Origin of the sequence: Thermomonospora sp. CIF 1 (genome assembly GCF_001896795.1) — a bacterium.
Taxonomy (GTDB): Bacteria; Actinomycetota; Actinomycetes; order Streptosporangiales; family Streptosporangiaceae; genus Thermomonospora; species Thermomonospora curvata.
This window is the reverse complement of record NZ_MOYN02000015.1, coordinates 368,473-384,523: the sequence shown is the minus strand read 5'-3', so window position 1 is coordinate 384,523 and position 16,051 is coordinate 368,473. Positions and strand designations below refer to the sequence as shown.

The following is a 16,051-nucleotide window of genomic DNA, read 5'->3' as shown; positions in this document are numbered from 1 at the left end:
GGGTCGAGCGCCGGAGCCGGTGTCGCCGTTTTCGGCGTCCCGATGCCGACGGCCGGTCTCGGTTCTTCGGCAAGACATCCGGTGGTCAGTCCCGCGGCCACCACGACGGCCGCCATCCGGAAAAGATCACCGGCACAGAGTAGCGACCCACGCCCGGCGTCCGGCCCGGCATGCACGGAGGCCGTCTCCCAGACCCGTCCCCGCCCACAGGGCGCTACGGAGAGCGACACGACCCTCACATGAGATCACACAAAGTTTGCATTGCTCGTTCTCTTGAATCATTCGTGTTTTTGAGGTTAGCTTGGGTGCCATGACAGCGTCCCGGAGCTCGGCGGTGGCCGAGGAGCTGCGCGAAGCCGGCCTGCGGGTGACGGCCGGGCGGATCGCGCTGCTGCAGACCGTCCGGGACGGCGACCACCTCGGCGCCGAGGCGATCGCCGACGGAGTGCGCGGTCGCATCGGGCACGTCTCCCTGCAGACCGTCTACGAGGGGCTGCAGGCGCTCGTGGCGGCGGGGCTGGTGCGCCGCCTGGAACCGGGTGGGTGGCCGGCCCGGTTCGACGGGCGCGTCGGGGACGGTCACCACCACCTGGTGTGCCGGGCGTGCGGGGCCCTCGCCGACGTGGACCGCCTCGCCGGGCGGGCGTCCTGCCTGACCGCCGCCGAAGACCACGGCTTTTCGATCGAGGAGGCCGAGGTCTTCTTCTGGGGCCTGTGCCCCGCCTGCTCTCCCGCTCGAGGCTCCTGACCCACCCCTGGTTCGACCTGGAAGGACTCACATGTCGCAGACCAACGAGTCAGCCGCATACGACACCAACACCGAGACCGCGGCCCAGGCCGGCGGCTGCCCGGTCGCGCACGACCGCGCCCTGCACCCCACCCAGGGCGGTGACAACCGCCAGTGGTGGCCCAACCGGCTGAACCTGAAGATCCTGGCCAAGCACCACCCGGCGGGCAACCCCCTGGATGAGGACTTCGACTACGCCAAGGCCTTCGAAAGCCTGGACCTGGCCGCCGTCAAGCGGGACATCGCCGAGGTGCTGACCACCTCGCAGGACTGGTGGCCGGCCGACTTCGGCCACTACGGGCCGTTCATCATCCGCATGGCCTGGCACAGCGCCGGCACCTACCGCATCCACGACGGCCGCGGCGGCGCCGGCACCGGCCAGCAGCGCTTCGCCCCGCTCAACAGCTGGCCCGACAACGCCAACCTGGACAAGGCCCGCCGCCTGCTGTGGCCGGTCAAGAAGAAGTACGGCCAGAAGATCTCCTGGGCCGACCTGATGATCCTGGCCGGCAACGTGGCCCTGGAGAGCATGGGGCTGAAGACCTTCGGCTTCGGCGGCGGCCGCGAGGACGTGTGGGAGCCGGAGGACGACGTCTACTGGGGCCCGGAGACCACCTGGCTGGGCGACAAGCGCTACAGCGGCGACCGGGAGCTGGAAAAGCCGCTGGCCGCCGTGCAGATGGGCCTGATCTACGTCAACCCCGAGGGCCCCAACGGCAACCCCGACCCGGTGGCGGCGGGCCGCGACATCCGCGAGACCTTCCGCCGCATGGGGATGAACGACGAGGAGACCGTGGCGCTGATCGCCGGCGGTCACACCTTCGGCAAGACCCACGGCGCCGGCCCGGCCGACCACGTCGGCCCCGAGCCGGAGGCCGCGCCCATCGAGGAGATGGGCCTGGGCTGGAAGAGCACCTACAAGAGCGGCAAGGGCCCCGACACCATCACCAGCGGCCTGGAGGGCACCTGGACGCCCACCCCGACCAAGTGGGACAACTGGTTCTTTGAGAACCTGTTCCGCTACGAGTGGGAGCTGACCAAGAGCCCGGCGGGCGCCTACCAGTGGCGTCCCAAGGACGGCGCGGCCGCCGGCACCGTCCCCGACGCCCACGACCCGACCAAGACGCACCAGCCGACGATGCTCACCACGGACCTGGCGCTGCGGTTCGACCCGATCTACGAGCCGATCGCCCGCCGGTTCTGGCAGAACCCCGAGGAGTTCGCCGACGCCTTCGCCCGCGCCTGGTTCAAGCTGACCCACCGCGACATGGGCCCGGTCACCCGCTACCTGGGCCCGGAGGTGCCGTCGGAGACGCTGATCTGGCAGGACCCGATTCCGGAGCGGGACCACGAGCTGGTGGACGCCGCCGACATCGCCGCCCTGAAGGAGCAGATCCTCTCCTCGGGCCTGACGGTCTCCGAGCTGGTGTACACCGCCTGGTCGGCGGCCTCCACCTTCCGCGGCAGCGACAAGCGCGGCGGCGCCAACGGCGCGCGCATCCGCCTGGAGCCGCAGAACTCCTGGGAGGTCAACCAGCCCGAGCAGCTGGCGAGGGTGCTGGGCGTGCTGGAGGGCATCCAGCAGTCCTTCAACTCCGCCCAGAGCGGCGGCAAGCGCGTCTCGCTGGCCGACCTGATCGTGCTGGGCGGCTGCGCGGCGGTGGAGAAGGCCGCCAAGGACGCCGGGTTCGACATCGAGGTGCCCTTCACCCCCGGCCGCATGGACGCCCTGCAGGAGCAGACCGACGTGGAGTCGTTCGCGGTGCTGGAGCCGACCGCCGACGGGTTCCGCAACTACCTGGGCAAGGGCCACACCCTGCCGGCCGAGTACCTGCTGGTGGACAAGGCCAACCTGCTCACCCTGAGCGCTCCGGAGATGACGGTCCTGGTCGGCGGGCTGCGCGTGCTGGGCGCCAACTACAAGGGCTCTGAGCTGGGCGTCCTGACCGACCGGCCCGGCAAGCTGACCAACGACTTCTTCGTGAACCTGCTGGACATGGGCATCACGTGGCAGCCGACCTCGGAGGAGGCCCAGACCTTCGAGGGCAGGGACGCCAGCGGCCAGGTCAAGTGGACCGCCAGCCGGGTGGACCTGATCTTCGGTTCCAACTCCGAGCTGCGCGCCCTGGCCGAGGTCTACGCCGGCGACGACGCCAAGGAGAAGTTCGTGCGCGACTTCGTCGCCGCCTGGGACAAGGTGATGAACCTCGACCGGTTCGACCTGGGCCGGCGCTGACCCCGCCGCTTTCCGGCCCCGCCGTCCGTCCCGGGCGGCGGGGCCGCCCTCGTTTCCGGAAGTGTCCGTCCCTCCTGATGATTCGGCGCCGAGCCGCGGCGCGGGGAGGGCTGAGATGCCGCGGGTCGCACCGCTGCCGCCCGGGGTCCGGCACAGATCGCCGGGTACCGGCGGGCAGGGAGCGGTCTCCTTGGGACGCGCCCCGGCGGCACGCCCGTCGCAGTGACGGTATTGAACGTCCATCAGGACGGGGAGGCCCTGGCGAGGGCGCTGTTCGCCCGGGAAGTCCGGGCGGCCCGGCGGGTGGCATCGCCGGGGCTTTGTGGCACCACGCTGCAAAGCGCTAGGCCCGGCACACTGCGAGCAGGACCGGCCGAGGCCACCGGGAGCCGTTCAGCGCCCCGATAGGGCCGGGCGGAAGAGCATGGTGCGGGTCTTCAGCCGAGCTGCTCGGCCAGGGCGACGATGATGTTCTCGGGGCCGCGGACGTAGCAGAGCCGGTAGCTGTCTTCGTAGCGCTCCAGGCCGCCGATGAGTTCGGCGCCGTGAGCGCGCAGGCGGGCCAAGACGTCCTCGATGTCTTCGACGGCGAACATGATGCTGCGCAGGCCCAAAGTGTTCGCCGGAGCGCGCTCCGGCTCGGCGGCGATCGCCGCCGGGGCGTGGAACTTGGTCAGCTCCACCCGGCCCCGGCCGTCCGGGGTCCGCATCATCGTGATGTCGGCCCGGACGCCCTCCAGCCCGCACACGGAGTCCACCCAGCGGCCCTCGACCGCCGCCCGCCCCTCGACCTCCATGCCGAGCTCGGCGAAGAACGCCGTGGCCGAGGCGAGGTCATCGACGACGACGCTGACGTGGTCCATCCGCTGGATCGTCACTCTTCCGAGCTTACGCCCGATGTTTTGATACCTCGACAAGGATTCGGGTCAGCGACCCGGCACCGAGGGAGTTCACCTGGGGCGGGGATGACGGCCCTCCGGCAGACAGGTGCCCCGGGATCTGAGCGGCCGATCCCCATGGAAATAAAGGTGCGCCTCCCCGCGGATCAGATGTCGGTGATGTCGCCGCCGTCGACGATCCGGTGGCCCAGGGGGACCAGCGAGATGGGGATCATCTTGAAGTTGGCGATGCCGAACGGGATGCCGATGATCGTCAGGCACAGCAGCGCCCCGGTGACCAGGTGGGCCAGTGCCAGCTCCCAGCCGACGAGGATGATCCAGATGATGTTGCCGATCAGGGAGGGCACGCCCGCGCCCGGTTTGCGCACGATCCTGCGGCCGAACGGCCACAGCGCGTACCCGGCGATCCGGAACGAGGCGATGCCGAAGGGAATCGTGATGATGAGGAGGCAGCAGACGATGCCCGCAACGGCATAGCCCAGGGCCAGCCAGATGCCGGAGAGCACCAGCCACAGAACATTCAAGATCGTTCTCATAAAAGCAGCCTAGTGGCGCCCGGGCCGTGCCTCGGCGGTCAGCACCCCGGGGCCTTGGCGGGGTACGGGAATTCGATCTCAGGGATCTGAGCGGCGTGTTCTCGCCGCGCCTTTTCATCGCCTCCTCTCCACAGGCCGCACGCGGGCGCGCCGCAGCCGGGAACGACGCCGTGACCTGAACCGCCACGGCACCAGGCTCCCGCCGCCGGCGCTCAAGGTCATGCGCCGGCGAGGGTTCATCGGCGGCCCCGGCTTCTGATCTCCTGCTACTGCGAGGCGGTCAGACCTGCGTAAGTGCGGCATCCGGCGGGGTCGCCGGGCGGGTTCCAGGCGCGCAGGATCCCTGTGAAGTTGGACCAGCGCCAGGTCTCCGGTCCTTTTTCGGCCAGGAGCCGCACGACCCGCTGCTGCCGCTCGGTCAGTTCCGCGAACGGCGGCCGCGGCCGGGGCGGGTCTTGGAGGAAGGCCATCCGCAGGGCCGGCACGATCATCGCGCAGGCTTCGAGCTGGGAGGCTCGCGCCAGGCATTCCAGCATGGCGTCCACGGCCTGCTCAGGCAGCCGGTCGCCCAGCCTGGCCAGGGACAGCGCGGCGTAAGTGCGCCGGTCGTCCCGGAACGGCGGGCAGGCGGCGTCCTGCGCAGGGCCGGTGAGCGCGGCGACGAGCGCGGTGATCACCTTCGGGTCGCCGTGGTCCATCCGGGCCAGGGACAGCGCGGCGGCCCAGCGCAGCAGCGGATCAGGCCCGTCCAGGTGCTCGCGCAGCCGCGGGATGAGGCCGGTGCCCGACAGCAGCGCGATGGAGATGAACGCCTTGGCCAGGACCTCGGGGACGGTCTCCCGGGCGAGCGGCGCCTCCAGCGCGGTCAGCGAGCCGGCGGCCTCTTCGGGGAAGAAGCCCAGCAGGTAGGCGGTGGCGGTGCGCAGGTACGGGTCGGCTGCGGTCGGCAGGGTGCGCAGCCGGGGAAGCTCGGCCCGGGCGGCGTCGCAGGCGGCCAGTTCCGCCTCCATGCAGCGCAACGCCTCCGCATGGTCGTACATGTCGCGCCGCATCTGCCGGACTCGCCGCTCGCCCTCGCCGCAGGCCTGCCGGGCCCACTGGTCGAGTTCGCGCATCTTCTCGGCGGGGTCGACGGTGCGGGCCTTTTCGACCTCGGCCCGCCAGGCGGTGATGTCCATGCCGTCCGGCGGCAGGCCCTCGTCGTGCCCGGCCGCCAGCGCGCAGAGCAGGTGCACGATGTCGCCCCGGCGCGGGGTCGCCGGGTCCAGGGCCGGCCGCGCCAGGAACGGGACGGCATGGGCGGTCGCCTCATACCGGGTGCCCTGGTGGAAGATGTTGCCGTACAGCTAGTGGATGGCGTGCTCACGCTCTTTGAGAGGGGGAACGCAACGCCCGCAGCAGGTCCGGGACGTCGGCCGCGGGGCCGTAGGCGTGCTCCAGTTCCTCCCAGCGGATCTCCTCCAGCCCGGCCAGCACGTCACGCTCGCGCGTGGCGTGCAGTCTGGCATTCACCACCGACATCGCCGCCCCCGCCGGAGGCGGCGCCGCAGAAGGGGCCTACGGCAAGAGGGAGTCCCGCTGGGAGGACGTGAGATAGCACACAACCGCTACGGAAAGTGCCCGGGCGATCACCGTTTAAGCGCGCAAAAGCGCAGGTCACAGGCCCTCCCCGAGTTCTTTCACAAAATGGACTCCCAAAGGGGGGACTGAATTTTGCTTAATGAATGTGCTAAGAAGCCTCTCAAGTCCAGCAGAGGGGGCAACGGCCGCCGCAGCGGGCAGGAGGCTGCGGCGGGGTAAGGGTCTTGATAACGGGCGGGCCATTGTGTTCGCCCCCGGCAGGAGCGTGGAAATAGGCATTCACCGTTCCGGGCCGGCAGGCACCGGATCGGCCGGTGGTGCCTGCGCGCGGAGAGGACCTCATGGGCATGTCGGAAGCGGCGGTGACCGAACAGGTGATCGACACCGAGCGGTACCGGCTGACCGATCCGGAAAGCGAGCAGTGGCGGGCGACGGTGCAGCGGGTGCGGCGGGAACTGGCCGAGTCCGGGTGCAGCGTGCTGCCCGGTTTCATCCGGCCCGAGCTGCACGAGACGCTGCGAGCCGAATGCGCTCAGATCGCCCCGCTGGCCCATTACGACATCGAGACCGTCAACGCCTACAACATCGCCTTGGACACCCCGCTGCCGGAAGACCACCCGGGGCGGATCACCTTCCAGCGCGGCAACGCCTTTGTGGCGCGCGATCAGATTCCCGCCGACTTCATCATTCACCGGCTTTATTCCTACGAGCCGTTCCAGCGTTTCATCGCCGACTGCTTCGGGATGCCACAGGTATACGAGATGGCCGACCCGCTGGCCGGGTTGTGCCTGAACGTCATCAAGCCGGGCCTGGAGCACCCCTGGCACTTCGACACCAACGAGTTCACCGTCAGCATGCTCACCCAGCGCCCCGACGACGGCGGCGTCTTCGAGTACTGCCCGGGCATCCGGTCGGTCCACGATGAGAACTTCGACGCGGTGCGCGATGTGCTGACCGGGCGCGGCGAGCACCTGATCCGCCGCCTGGAGCTGCGGCCGGGCGACCTGCAGCTGTTCAAGGGCCGCTACGCGCTGCACCGGGTGAGCACCGTGCAGGGGCGGACGGCCCGCCACACCGCGATCTTCGCCTACACCGAACGGCCCGGGGTCATCGGCAGCGTGGCGCGCACCAAGCAGCTCTTCGGGCGGGTGCTGCCAGAGCACCTGGCGGCCCAGGAGCAGGCCGTACGGGTCGACCGGCTGCTGGACTGACGCCCTTTTCGACACGCCGCCCCCACCTGCGGGAAACGGCGTTCCGAAAAGGTGCGTCAAGGCCGCCGCAGAGCGTCCCCCCGGGCCGCGGCCGTGCGCCAAGCCCCGCCGCCCCACCCCGTCACCCGAGGAAGGAACGCGGCCCCGTGCGTGCCGACACCACAGGGAAGATCTCGCTCGACCACATCTACACCCAGCCCGACCCCCGTCCCTACTTCACCACCCTGCGCGACCTCGACTACCACATCCCCACCCACGCCAAGCCCCACTTCAGCCGGCTCATCGACGAGTACCGGCGCGCACGGGGCGTCTCCAGGCCCACGGTTTTGGACATCGGCTGCTCCTACGGCATCAACGCGGTGCTGCTGAGATGCGACACCACCATGGAGGAGCTGTACGAGCGCTACTGCGACCCGCAGGCCCTGGCGCTCAGCCGCGGCGAGCTGCAGGCCCGCGACCGGGACCTGATGCGCCTGCGCGGGCGCCGCACCAGCCCGCGTTTCGTCGGCCTGGACAGCTCCCACCAGGCCCTGTCATATGCGCTCGGAGCCGGGTTCATCGACGGCGCGGTGCACGCCGACCTGGAGCGCACCACCGCCACCGACCGGCAGCGCGCCCAGCTCGCCGAGGCCGACCTGGTGATCTCCACCGGCTGCCTGGGCTATGTCGGCGAGCGGACCCTCTGGCAGGTGGCCACCGCCCGCGACGAGCACAGGCCGTGGATGGCGCACTTCGTGCTGCGCATGTTCCCCTTCGAGCCCATCGCCGAGCGCCTGGCCGAGGCCGGCTACCGCACCGTCCGCCACGAAGGGCTGTTCCGGCAGCGGCGTTTCGCCACCGCCGCAGAACAGGAGTCGGTGCTGCAGAGGCTGGCGGAGGTGGGCGTGGACTCCCGCGGTCTGGAGGAGGAGGGCTGGTTCTACGCCCAGCTGTACCTGTCCCGTCCCGCGGACTGAACCCCTCTTTTTGGAAATCACCGGGGCACCGAGGCCAGGGGGCCGAGGTGCCCCGGATCGTCCCGTACACACTCAAAGGAACGAAGTGAACGACACTCTTTCCACATCGACCTTCGGCAACGAAGACCGCCTGCCGAGGGTGCCGCTGCCCACCCTGGAGGAGACCTGCGAAAGGTTCATCGAGTGGTGCGCGCCGCTGCTGACCGAAGAGGAGCTGGCCGCCACCAAGGCCGAGCTGGAGGCGTTCGCGTCCGGCCCCGGCCCGATCCTGCACGCCGAGCTTGAGCGCTTCAACGCCGCCGAGGGCGTGCACAGCTGGCTGGACGAGTTCTGGCCGTCGCGGTACCTGGGGCGGCGCGACCGCATCGCGCTGAACGCCAACTTCATCTTCCTGTTCAAAGACGCCGGCCTGCCGCAGGTGGAGCGGGCCGCCGCGCTCATCGCCGCCGCGGTGGACTACAAGCTGCTGCTGGACGAAGAGCGCATCCCGCCGGCGGTGCAGCGGGGCCGGCCGCTGTCGATGGTGCAGAACAAGTTCCTGTTCTCCACCACCCGCATCCCCGGCGTCGAGCAGGACACCGTGCGCGCCCCCTACAGCGACGAGCACCCCGGCCCGTCCCGGGCCCGGCACATCCTGGTGTTCTTCCGGGGCAACATGTTCCGCATGGAGGTGCTGGGGGCCGAGGGCCGCCCGCACACCCTGGAGGAGCTGGCGGCCGGGCTGCAGGAGATCATGAAGGCCGGTCCCCCCGCCGACGAGCCGGTCGGCCCGCTGACCACCAAGGCGCGGGCCGAGTGGGCCGCCTCCCGGCAGGCGCTGCTGGCCGCCGACCCGCGCAACGCCGAGGCGCTGGAGGAGGTCGAGACGGCGCTGTTCTGCGTGTGCCTGGAGGAGCTGGTCCCGGCGGACGCCCTGGAGGCCTGCGACCAGCTGCTGCACGGCAACAGCGCCAACCGGTGGTTCGACAAGTCGGTGTCCCTGATCGTCTTCGGGGACGGCAGCGCCGGCATCAACGTCGAGCACTGCGGCCTGGACGGCACCACCATCCTCAGCTTCGTGGACGCGATGCTGGAGACCTCCCCCGAGGAGCACTCCCGCCGCTCCGGCGCCCGTCCCCAGGGCACGCCCGCCATCCGGCCGATCGAGTTCGTCCTCACCGACGACCTGCGGGCCGACATCCGCGCCGCCGCCGCGTCCTTCGCCGACTACGCCGCCAACACCGTCGGGAAGACCATCTCGCTGGACTTCGGCAGCGACCGGATCAAGCAGCTGAAGATGTCGCCGGACGCGTTCGTGCAGATGGCCTACCAGCTGGCGCACAAGCGGGCCAAGGGGTTCGTCGGCGCCACCTACGAGTCGATCGCCACCCGCCAGTACCACTACGGGCGCACCGAGGCGATGCGCGTGGTCACCCCCGAGGTGCTGCGTTTTGTGGAGGTCATGGACGACCCCGCCGCCGACGCCGCCGCCCGCCGGGCCGCCTTCCGGGCCGCCGCCGAAAAGCACGTTGCGCGGGCCAAGGAGTGCCAGGCCGGGCAGGCGCCCGAGCAGCACCTGTGGGAGCTGCAGCTGATCGCCAAGCGGCGCGGGGAGCAACTGGGGGTGACCGGGCCGCTGCCGCTGTATGAGACGCCCGGCTGGATCAAGATGCGCGACGACTACCTGAGCACCAGCTCGGCGCCGTCGGTCAACATCCAGTACTTCGGGTTCGGCTCCACCAGCCCGCACTGCATCGGCGTGGCCTACGTGCTGCTGCCCGACCGCTTCAACCTCTACCTGAGCACGCCGCGTCCGGTGGCCGAGCAGATGCACGCCTTCGCCGACCATCTGACGAAGGCGGTGCGCGAGCTGGAGGACCTGCTGGCGAGCGAGCAGGCGAGCTGAGATCCGCGCCCGGGCGGAAAAAATCCCGGGCCGCGGACGCGCCCTCGATCACGTCCACGGCCCGGGAGACCCGGCTCACCGGACGGTCATCCGGGAGGTGTCACGCAGGACCGGCTGCCGGGCCCGACCTTCCCATGGCATCCACCGGAGAGGCACATGACGATCCGCCCGAGGACCGGGGCCTTCGTCTTGGCGACGCTGAGTCTTGCGGCTGGGGTGAGCCGTCTCGTCTCTTACCGGCCCCCGGGCGGGGGTTCCCTGTGGTCCCTTCCGCCTCCAGCATGCCCCTCCGCCCCGGTCTTGTGCGGGGACGTTGGTCACCGCGCGGTGGGACCAAAGTCCCCATCCGCGCCGGGGATCGCGGGCCGGGTCCGCCTCGGTGTCCTCACCTCCGGCGGGTGCGTCTTGCCTGCTCATGGTGCCGCCGGATCACGCGTCGGCGTCCCGGGACGGCCCGCCGGTGCACAAGGAAGCGCCCGGTGATGGTCTCATGGCACTGTGATGCCTTATTTTCCCGATCTCAGTCCGTATGCCAACCGGCCGAGCCGCCCCGGTGACCGGCCGTTCGCGCGTCGCGTCGGCTGGCTCGGCGCCCGCCAGGAGTTCCCGGTCGGCCGGGTGCCGGCGCAGGCGGTGCGTTCGGTGCTGGCGATGGTCGGCCGCCGCCAGGTGGTCAACGTGGTGCGGAGCCAGGCGCGGTGCCCGCTGTGCCCTCCGGGCGGCTCCCATCCCGTCGTCATGCCGCTGGACGGGCAGGACGTCGTGCTGGGGGATGCGGAGATCGAGGTCACCGGGCGGGACGGCACCGTCTACCGGGCTCCCGACCTCATCGCCCACTACATGGACGCCCACTCTTACCGGCCGCCGCAGGCGTTCCTCGACGCGCTCTTGGCGGACGCCGACCGGGCCGGGTGAGCGGCAGCCGTCCGGTGAACCTTGTTCAACGCGACGTTCCCGCAGGTGGGGCCGGGGCCTCGGGGTCGGGGACGATGCCGCGACCTGGAACGCCCCAGTGCCGAACATCCTCGGGACTGCCGTTCCCGGCGTCTGAGGCCACGTGTTGAAAAGGCCCGGTGGTCACCGGTCCGGAGCCGGCGGACGCAACCGCTTGGGCAGGCCGGCGACGACCAGGTCATAGGACTGCCGGAGCAGCGCGAGAACCTCCTCCCGGCCCAGCGCGCCGTCCAGCACGATCGTGTTCCAGTGCCGTTTGTTGAGGTGGTAGCCGGGCAGCACGTGCTCGGGGTACTCGGCGCGCAACGCCAGCCCTTCCTCGGGAGGGAGCTTGACGCTGAGGCGGGGCGGGTCGGCGTTCTCGGCGAGGAGGGCGAACATCTTCCCGGCGACCTTGTAGACCCCGGCGGAGGGGCCGAAGGGGTATTCCCTGACGCCGCCCAGGACGTCCTCGCAGTAGCCGGTGACGGCCTCATACAGTTCCTCGCTCACCCCGCGATGCTCGCACACGGCGGTGACGAAACCGGCTTGCGGGATTTCACCCGGCGGCGGTCGCGTTCTGAGGATTCGGCATCATCCGGGCCGGCTGGGTAGCGTCAAGGCCATGCACCTTCACGTGGGATGCGCGATGTGGACCCATGCGCCGTGGCAGGGACGCTTCCTGCCGCAGCGGCTGCCCGCCGGAGAGCGGCTGCGCACCTACGCGACCTGGTGCAACGCGGTGGAGGGCAACACCACCTTCTATGCCACCCCCTCCCGCAGCACGGTGGAGTCCTGGGCGCGCCAGACCGACCCGTCCTTCCGCTTCGTGATCAAACTGCCCAAGACGATCACCCACGAGCGCCGCCTGCACGGCATCGAGGAGGACCTGCGCTCGTTCCTGACGGCCATGGAGCCGCTGGGGCGGCGCGTGCACGCCCTGTGGGTGCAGCTGCCCGGCTCGTTCACCCCCGCCGACCTGGGCGCCCTGGCGGCCTTCCTGCACCGCCTGCCCAAGGAGCACCGCTACGCCGTCGAGGTCCGCCACCGCGCCTTCTTCGAGGACGCCCGCTCCGCACGGTTGCTGGAGCAGGTGCTGTCGGGCGTCGGCGCCGAGTGGATCCCCTTCGACACCGTCGTGCTTTTCAGCAGCCCTCCCACCACCGCCGCCGAACGCGAATCCTGGACCAGAAAACCCCGCCTGCCGCGCCGCTCCCGCGCCCTCACCGACCGTCCCATCGTCCGCTACATCGGCCGGGACGACAGCGCCCGCACCATCGAGGGCTGGCAGCCGTGGATCACCACGGTCACCGACTGGCTCCGCGAGGGCCGCTCCCCCACCGTCTTCATCCACACCCCCGACAACACCGAGGCCCTGTCGCTGGCCCGCCGCTTCCACGACCAGGTACGCGCCCGCCTGCCGCAACTGGCCCCGCTCCCCGACCCGGCCCCGGCCGACCAGCAGCCGACTCTTTTCTGACCTCGCCGAAGAACACCGCGGCACCACGAAAATCCACCCGAAACAGCCGTGGAGCAGGCAACCTCGTGCCGGCCGGGAGTCGTGCAAGGAGCGTCCAGGATGTCGCCGCGTGCGGTCAGGTGGACGGTGGCAGCGGCGTGACGGAGACGCCGCCCTCCTGCTGCGGCTGTCGGTAGACGACGCACAATGCCGTGAGGCAGCCGATATCCGGCGCGTAACGGGTGAACGCACTGGTGAGCGTCCGAACCGGGTGAGTCCGGTTCCGGCCGGCGGGCATCGCGGCCCGGAGCGGTGAGCCTTGCTCCCGGCCGTGGCGTCCGGCCCGCCGTCCGCACAGGCGGCAGGCCGGAACTCTCAGCTCACGATGGCGCGGATGATCTCCCACACGGCGATGCCCAGGGCGGCGCCGCAGCCCAGCAGGCGCAGCACCGGCCAGGCGAGCAGGCGCCGCCCGGCCTGCGGGCGGCCGGAGGCGCCGGCTGCCGCCGGGGTCTTGGAGGGAGGGCGGGAGAGCCCGGGGGGACGTGCCGGGCCGGTGGGAACCTCCTTGGGAGGTTCCGCCGGCCTGGGCCGTGCGGCCACGAGGACGCCGGGAAGCGGGGCGGGGGCCGAAGTGCGGATGGCCGGTGGTCTGACGGGGGCGTCAAGGTAGCCGCGGACCGCGTCGAGGACCTCCCGACGGCGGATCTGGAGCACTCCGGCGACGTCGCCGGGAAGGTCGTCCCCGGTCCCGTCGATCATGACTCCCTCGATCATGTGCATCCGGCGGGTCGCCTCGTCGCGCACCCACTCCTCGGAGCGGCCCACGTCCCGTCCGGCGATGGGGACGTAACGGAACACGACCGTCATCGGTCCCTCACCGCCGGGCAGGTGCAGCTCGCGGATCAGCGGCTCGCTGGTCACTTCCAGCCCGGGGGTGGCGGTGCGCACCAGCAGCCGCTCGCCGCGGGCGTCCTTGCCGGCGCCGGTCAGCAGGACGTCGGGGACCAGCACCGGCCAGGTCTGGACGATGACGAATGGCCACATCCGGATCGAACTCCCGCCCATCACAGGCCTCCGCCGATGAGGAGGGAGGCGGGGTACTTCTCCTCAAAGGAGTGCAGCCGTGCCTCGAAGCTCTCCAGGGCCAGCTCCAACGCCGCCTCACGGGTTTCCACATCCCGCTGCTTGCGCTGGTGTTCCCGGTGCAAGTGCTCCAGCTCGCGCCCCACGGCCTTCCGCCGGCGTTCGATCAGATCCTCCAGCCAGGCGCGTGCCCCCGCGTAGGTGGTCCTGGTGGCCAGGCCGGTCTGCCCCATGATCCGGTCGACCAGCCGCCCCACAGGCCCTTCCAGCAGCTGCCGGCTCTGGTCGAGGAAGCCGGCCTGCTGCGCCAAGCGCGCCTCGCGGGCGGAATCCCAGGACGGTTCCAGGGACCTGGTCTCCTTCAGGGCCGCCCGGATCATGTCGGGGAGGATGGCCACGAACGGCACCTCCACATTGCAGGGGCTGATGGACTGGCCGGGAACCTTCTCGATGACGCCGCTCTCCGACAGGCGGGCGAACGGCCCGGTCACACTGACCGGGATCAGCCGGACCGGCGAGTTGTCGTGTTCCCTCCGATGCTCCAGAAAGCCCGGCATGAAGTGCTGGGCCAGCAGCTTCTCCCGGACCTCTTCCAGGGTGAACTCGCCGTCCAGCAGGTCCCACTTGGTGACCACGAAGTGCACCGGGCGCAACCCTTGCGGCCCGGGCTTCGCCAGGTGCCTGAGGACGAACGGCAGGTACTGGTCCAGCCAGAGCGCCATCAACGGGTCCCCCTGCAGCAGCCGCAGCATCTTCAAGCCGTCGATCAGCACGATGAAGACGTCGGCCGTGTCGATGAGGCGGTTCACCCGCTGCAGCTGCTCATCGTCCTCGTCTTCGGGGATGTGGCGGGGGTCGAGCATCTCCCCCGTGTAGTCGTGGTAGGTGGCCTTGAACAGTGGGAAAGAGCCGTGCCGGTTGGTCAGCACACAGTTGAACGACACCGATTCCACACCCCAGGGGGTCGGCGGGGGGAACTCCCGGCTGACGTCCAGAAGGTGCAGGTAGGTGTTGAAGAGCCGCCGGGCGTACCGTTCGCGGGTCTCCAAGGTCACGACGTTGTCGATGTTGGCGATCGACAGCTGCTGGTAGAGCCCGGCGAGGTAGACCGTTTTCCCCGCGCCCTGGGCGCCCAGCACCAGGATGCTGATGTCCATCGTTGCCCCCCTCCGCGCGGCAGGCGCCTAGGTCATATGGCGAAGAACCTTCCGCCGGCGCCAGCGTGGAGGAGTCGCCCGGCACGAATTCCATCACGTGATGGCTTTACCGGAAAAGACCGCCATTCGCCCGCGATGCCCGGTCTCCAAGGCCACGGGTGGGATACGGGTCAGTCCTGCTGGGAGCGGCGGGCGCGGTGGGTGCGGACCTTGTGGCGGTTGCCGCAGTTTTCCATGGAGCACCAGCGGCGGCGGCCGGGGCGTGAGGTGTCGACGTAGATCAGGTGGCAGTCGGCGGCGGCGCAGGTGCGGATGCGGTCGGCCAGCGGGCCGGTCAGCAGGTCCACGGCGTCGCGGGCGACGGTGGACAGCAGCTGGGTGCCGGTGGCGGGGGTCGCCCAGCGGCGGCGGCCGTCCGGGGTGATGGCCGGGGTCAGCGGTGGGTGGGCGGCGGCTTCGTTGAGGGTCGCCAGGTCGTCTGGGGCGGGGGGCTCGTCGCGGGTGCGGGCCAGGGCGATGCGGAAGAGGGCGTCGCGCAGTCTGCGGGCGTCGGCCACTTCCGAGTCGGTGATCTGCAGCTGGGGGGTCGGGGTCAGCCGGCAGCGTTCGGCCCAGGCGGCCAGGTCGGCGGGGGCGTGCAGGACCTCGTGGCGGCGGAAGGGGCCGGGGCCGCCGGTGGTCAGCAGTTCCAGGCAGAGTGCGCCGGGGTCGAAGCGGTAGACGGTCCCGGTGTGGGAGCGCAGCGGGATTCCGGGGGTTGCCGATGCGTCCATGTAACCAATATAAACGGTTACATGGCTTTGCATTGGAAACTGGTCATCGACTCCCGGAACGCGCCCGTGCTGGCGGACTTCTGGGCCGCCGCGCTGGAGTACGAGGTGGAGGACCCCAGCCCGCTGATCGAGCGGCTGCTGGCCTCCGGGCAGCTGAGCGAGGACGCCGTCACCGAGCACCGGGGGCGGCGCATCTTCCGCGGTTATGCGGCGATCCGGCACCCGGACGACCCGTTCGACGAGGTCAGCGGGATCGGGCTGGGGCGGCGGCTGCTGTTTCAGGACGTGCCCGAGGGCAAGACGGTCAAGAACCGCCTGCACATCGACGTGCACGCCGAGCCCGGCCGGACCGACGAGCTGGTGGAGCGCCTGGAGTCGCTGGGCGCCGCCCGCGTCCGCGAGGTCGACAAGGGACCGGCCGGACGGTGGTGGATCATGAAGGACCCCGAGGGCAACGAGTTCTGCGCCGCCTGACCGCCGGGAGACGGCCGCGGCGTCACGGTGGCCGCACGGGTGCGCGGCGACGTCCGCACCGTGCGGATCACCTCAAGG

16 protein-coding genes are annotated in these 16,051 nt (G+C 70.6%); 8 read left to right on the top strand and 8 right to left on the bottom strand.

Annotated features, from left to right (window positions below; translation table 11 throughout):
- Positions 1 to 310 precede the first annotated feature (310 nt).
- Positions 311 to 748, top strand: coding sequence for a Fur family transcriptional regulator (locus BUE48_RS09655; RefSeq protein WP_041439463.1), 438 nt, complete (start codon positions 311 to 313; stop codon positions 746 to 748).
- A 31-nt stretch (positions 749 to 779) separates the two neighbouring features.
- Positions 780 to 3,023 (top strand): catalase/peroxidase HPI, encoded by a 2,244-nt coding sequence (katG, locus tag BUE48_RS09650; protein ID WP_012852289.1) that lies wholly within the window; start codon positions 780 to 782, stop codon positions 3,021 to 3,023.
- A gap of 437 nt (positions 3,024 to 3,460) precedes the next feature.
- Here the strand turns inward: katG and BUE48_RS09645 are convergent, their stop codons facing one another.
- From BUE48_RS09645 to BUE48_RS09630, 4 genes are all read right to left on the bottom strand, one after another.
- Positions 3,461 to 3,886, bottom strand: coding sequence for a VOC family protein (locus BUE48_RS09645; protein WP_012852288.1), 426 nt, complete (start codon positions 3,884 to 3,886; stop codon positions 3,461 to 3,463).
- A 182-nt stretch (positions 3,887 to 4,068) separates the two neighbouring features.
- On the bottom strand, positions 4,069 to 4,458 hold the full coding sequence (locus BUE48_RS09640; RefSeq protein WP_286989664.1) for a YccF domain-containing protein: 390 nt from the start codon (positions 4,456 to 4,458) through the stop codon (positions 4,069 to 4,071).
- A gap of 266 nt (positions 4,459 to 4,724) precedes the next feature.
- Positions 4,725 to 5,693 (bottom strand): HEAT repeat domain-containing protein, encoded by a 969-nt coding sequence (locus BUE48_RS09635; RefSeq protein ID WP_286989663.1) that lies wholly within the window; start codon positions 5,691 to 5,693, stop codon positions 4,725 to 4,727.
- A 127-nt stretch (positions 5,694 to 5,820) separates the two neighbouring features.
- A complete protein-coding gene (locus BUE48_RS09630) occupies positions 5,821 to 5,979 on the bottom strand; it encodes a hypothetical protein (RefSeq protein WP_286989662.1) in 159 nt (52 codons plus the stop codon).
- A 401-nt stretch (positions 5,980 to 6,380) separates the two neighbouring features.
- On the opposite strand from BUE48_RS09630, the gene BUE48_RS09625 reads away from it, so the two are divergent.
- The 4 genes from BUE48_RS09625 to BUE48_RS09610 all read left to right on the top strand — a co-directional run bounded on the left by BUE48_RS09625 (position 6,381) and on the right by BUE48_RS09610 (position 11,006).
- Positions 6,381 to 7,250, top strand: a complete 870-nt coding sequence (locus tag BUE48_RS09625) for a HalD/BesD family halogenase (protein ID WP_041439462.1) — start codon at positions 6,381 to 6,383, stop codon at positions 7,248 to 7,250.
- A gap of 146 nt (positions 7,251 to 7,396) precedes the next feature.
- Positions 7,397 to 8,206: a class I SAM-dependent methyltransferase gene (locus BUE48_RS09620; RefSeq protein WP_286989661.1), complete on the top strand. Its 810-nt coding sequence runs from the start codon at positions 7,397 to 7,399 to the stop codon at positions 8,204 to 8,206.
- Between the two features lie 85 nt (positions 8,207 to 8,291).
- The gene (locus BUE48_RS09615) at positions 8,292 to 10,091 is read left to right on the top strand and encodes a choline/carnitine O-acyltransferase (RefSeq protein WP_012852282.1); all 1,800 of its coding nucleotides are present in this window, start codon (positions 8,292 to 8,294) and stop codon (positions 10,089 to 10,091) included.
- 501 nt (positions 10,092 to 10,592) lie between these two features.
- A complete protein-coding gene (locus BUE48_RS09610) occupies positions 10,593 to 11,006 on the top strand; it encodes a DUF7919 family protein (RefSeq protein WP_012852281.1) in 414 nt (137 codons plus the stop codon).
- A 162-nt stretch (positions 11,007 to 11,168) separates the two neighbouring features.
- Here BUE48_RS09610 and BUE48_RS09605 read toward each other — a convergent pair whose 3' ends face one another.
- The gene (locus tag BUE48_RS09605; protein WP_012852280.1) at positions 11,169 to 11,537 is read right to left on the bottom strand and encodes an MmcQ/YjbR family DNA-binding protein; all 369 of its coding nucleotides are present in this window, start codon (positions 11,535 to 11,537) and stop codon (positions 11,169 to 11,171) included.
- A 112-nt stretch (positions 11,538 to 11,649) separates the two neighbouring features.
- Here BUE48_RS09605 and BUE48_RS09600 point away from each other — a divergent pair, with 112 nt between their 5' ends.
- The gene (locus BUE48_RS09600) at positions 11,650 to 12,504 is read left to right on the top strand and encodes a DUF72 domain-containing protein (protein ID WP_286989660.1); all 855 of its coding nucleotides are present in this window, start codon (positions 11,650 to 11,652) and stop codon (positions 12,502 to 12,504) included.
- A gap of 354 nt (positions 12,505 to 12,858) precedes the next feature.
- Here the strand turns inward: BUE48_RS09600 and BUE48_RS09595 are convergent, their stop codons facing one another.
- The 3 genes from BUE48_RS09595 to BUE48_RS09585 form a co-directional block, all read right to left on the bottom strand.
- Complete coding sequence (locus BUE48_RS09595) at positions 12,859 to 13,530, bottom strand: hypothetical protein (protein ID WP_148232971.1); 672 nt, start codon at positions 13,528 to 13,530, stop codon at positions 12,859 to 12,861.
- A 20-nt stretch (positions 13,531 to 13,550) separates the two neighbouring features.
- Positions 13,551 to 14,726, bottom strand: coding sequence for a TRAFAC clade GTPase domain-containing protein (locus tag BUE48_RS09590; protein ID WP_012852277.1), 1,176 nt, complete (start codon positions 14,724 to 14,726; stop codon positions 13,551 to 13,553).
- A 170-nt stretch (positions 14,727 to 14,896) separates the two neighbouring features.
- Positions 14,897 to 15,499 (bottom strand): CGNR zinc finger domain-containing protein, encoded by a 603-nt coding sequence (locus BUE48_RS09585; protein ID WP_012852276.1) that lies wholly within the window; start codon positions 15,497 to 15,499, stop codon positions 14,897 to 14,899.
- Positions 15,500 to 15,520: 21 nt separating this feature from the next.
- Here BUE48_RS09585 and BUE48_RS09580 point away from each other — a divergent pair, with 21 nt between their 5' ends.
- On the top strand, positions 15,521 to 15,973 hold the full coding sequence (locus BUE48_RS09580) for a VOC family protein (protein WP_012852275.1): 453 nt from the start codon (positions 15,521 to 15,523) through the stop codon (positions 15,971 to 15,973).
- The last annotated feature ends 78 nt before the right edge of the window (positions 15,974 to 16,051 follow it).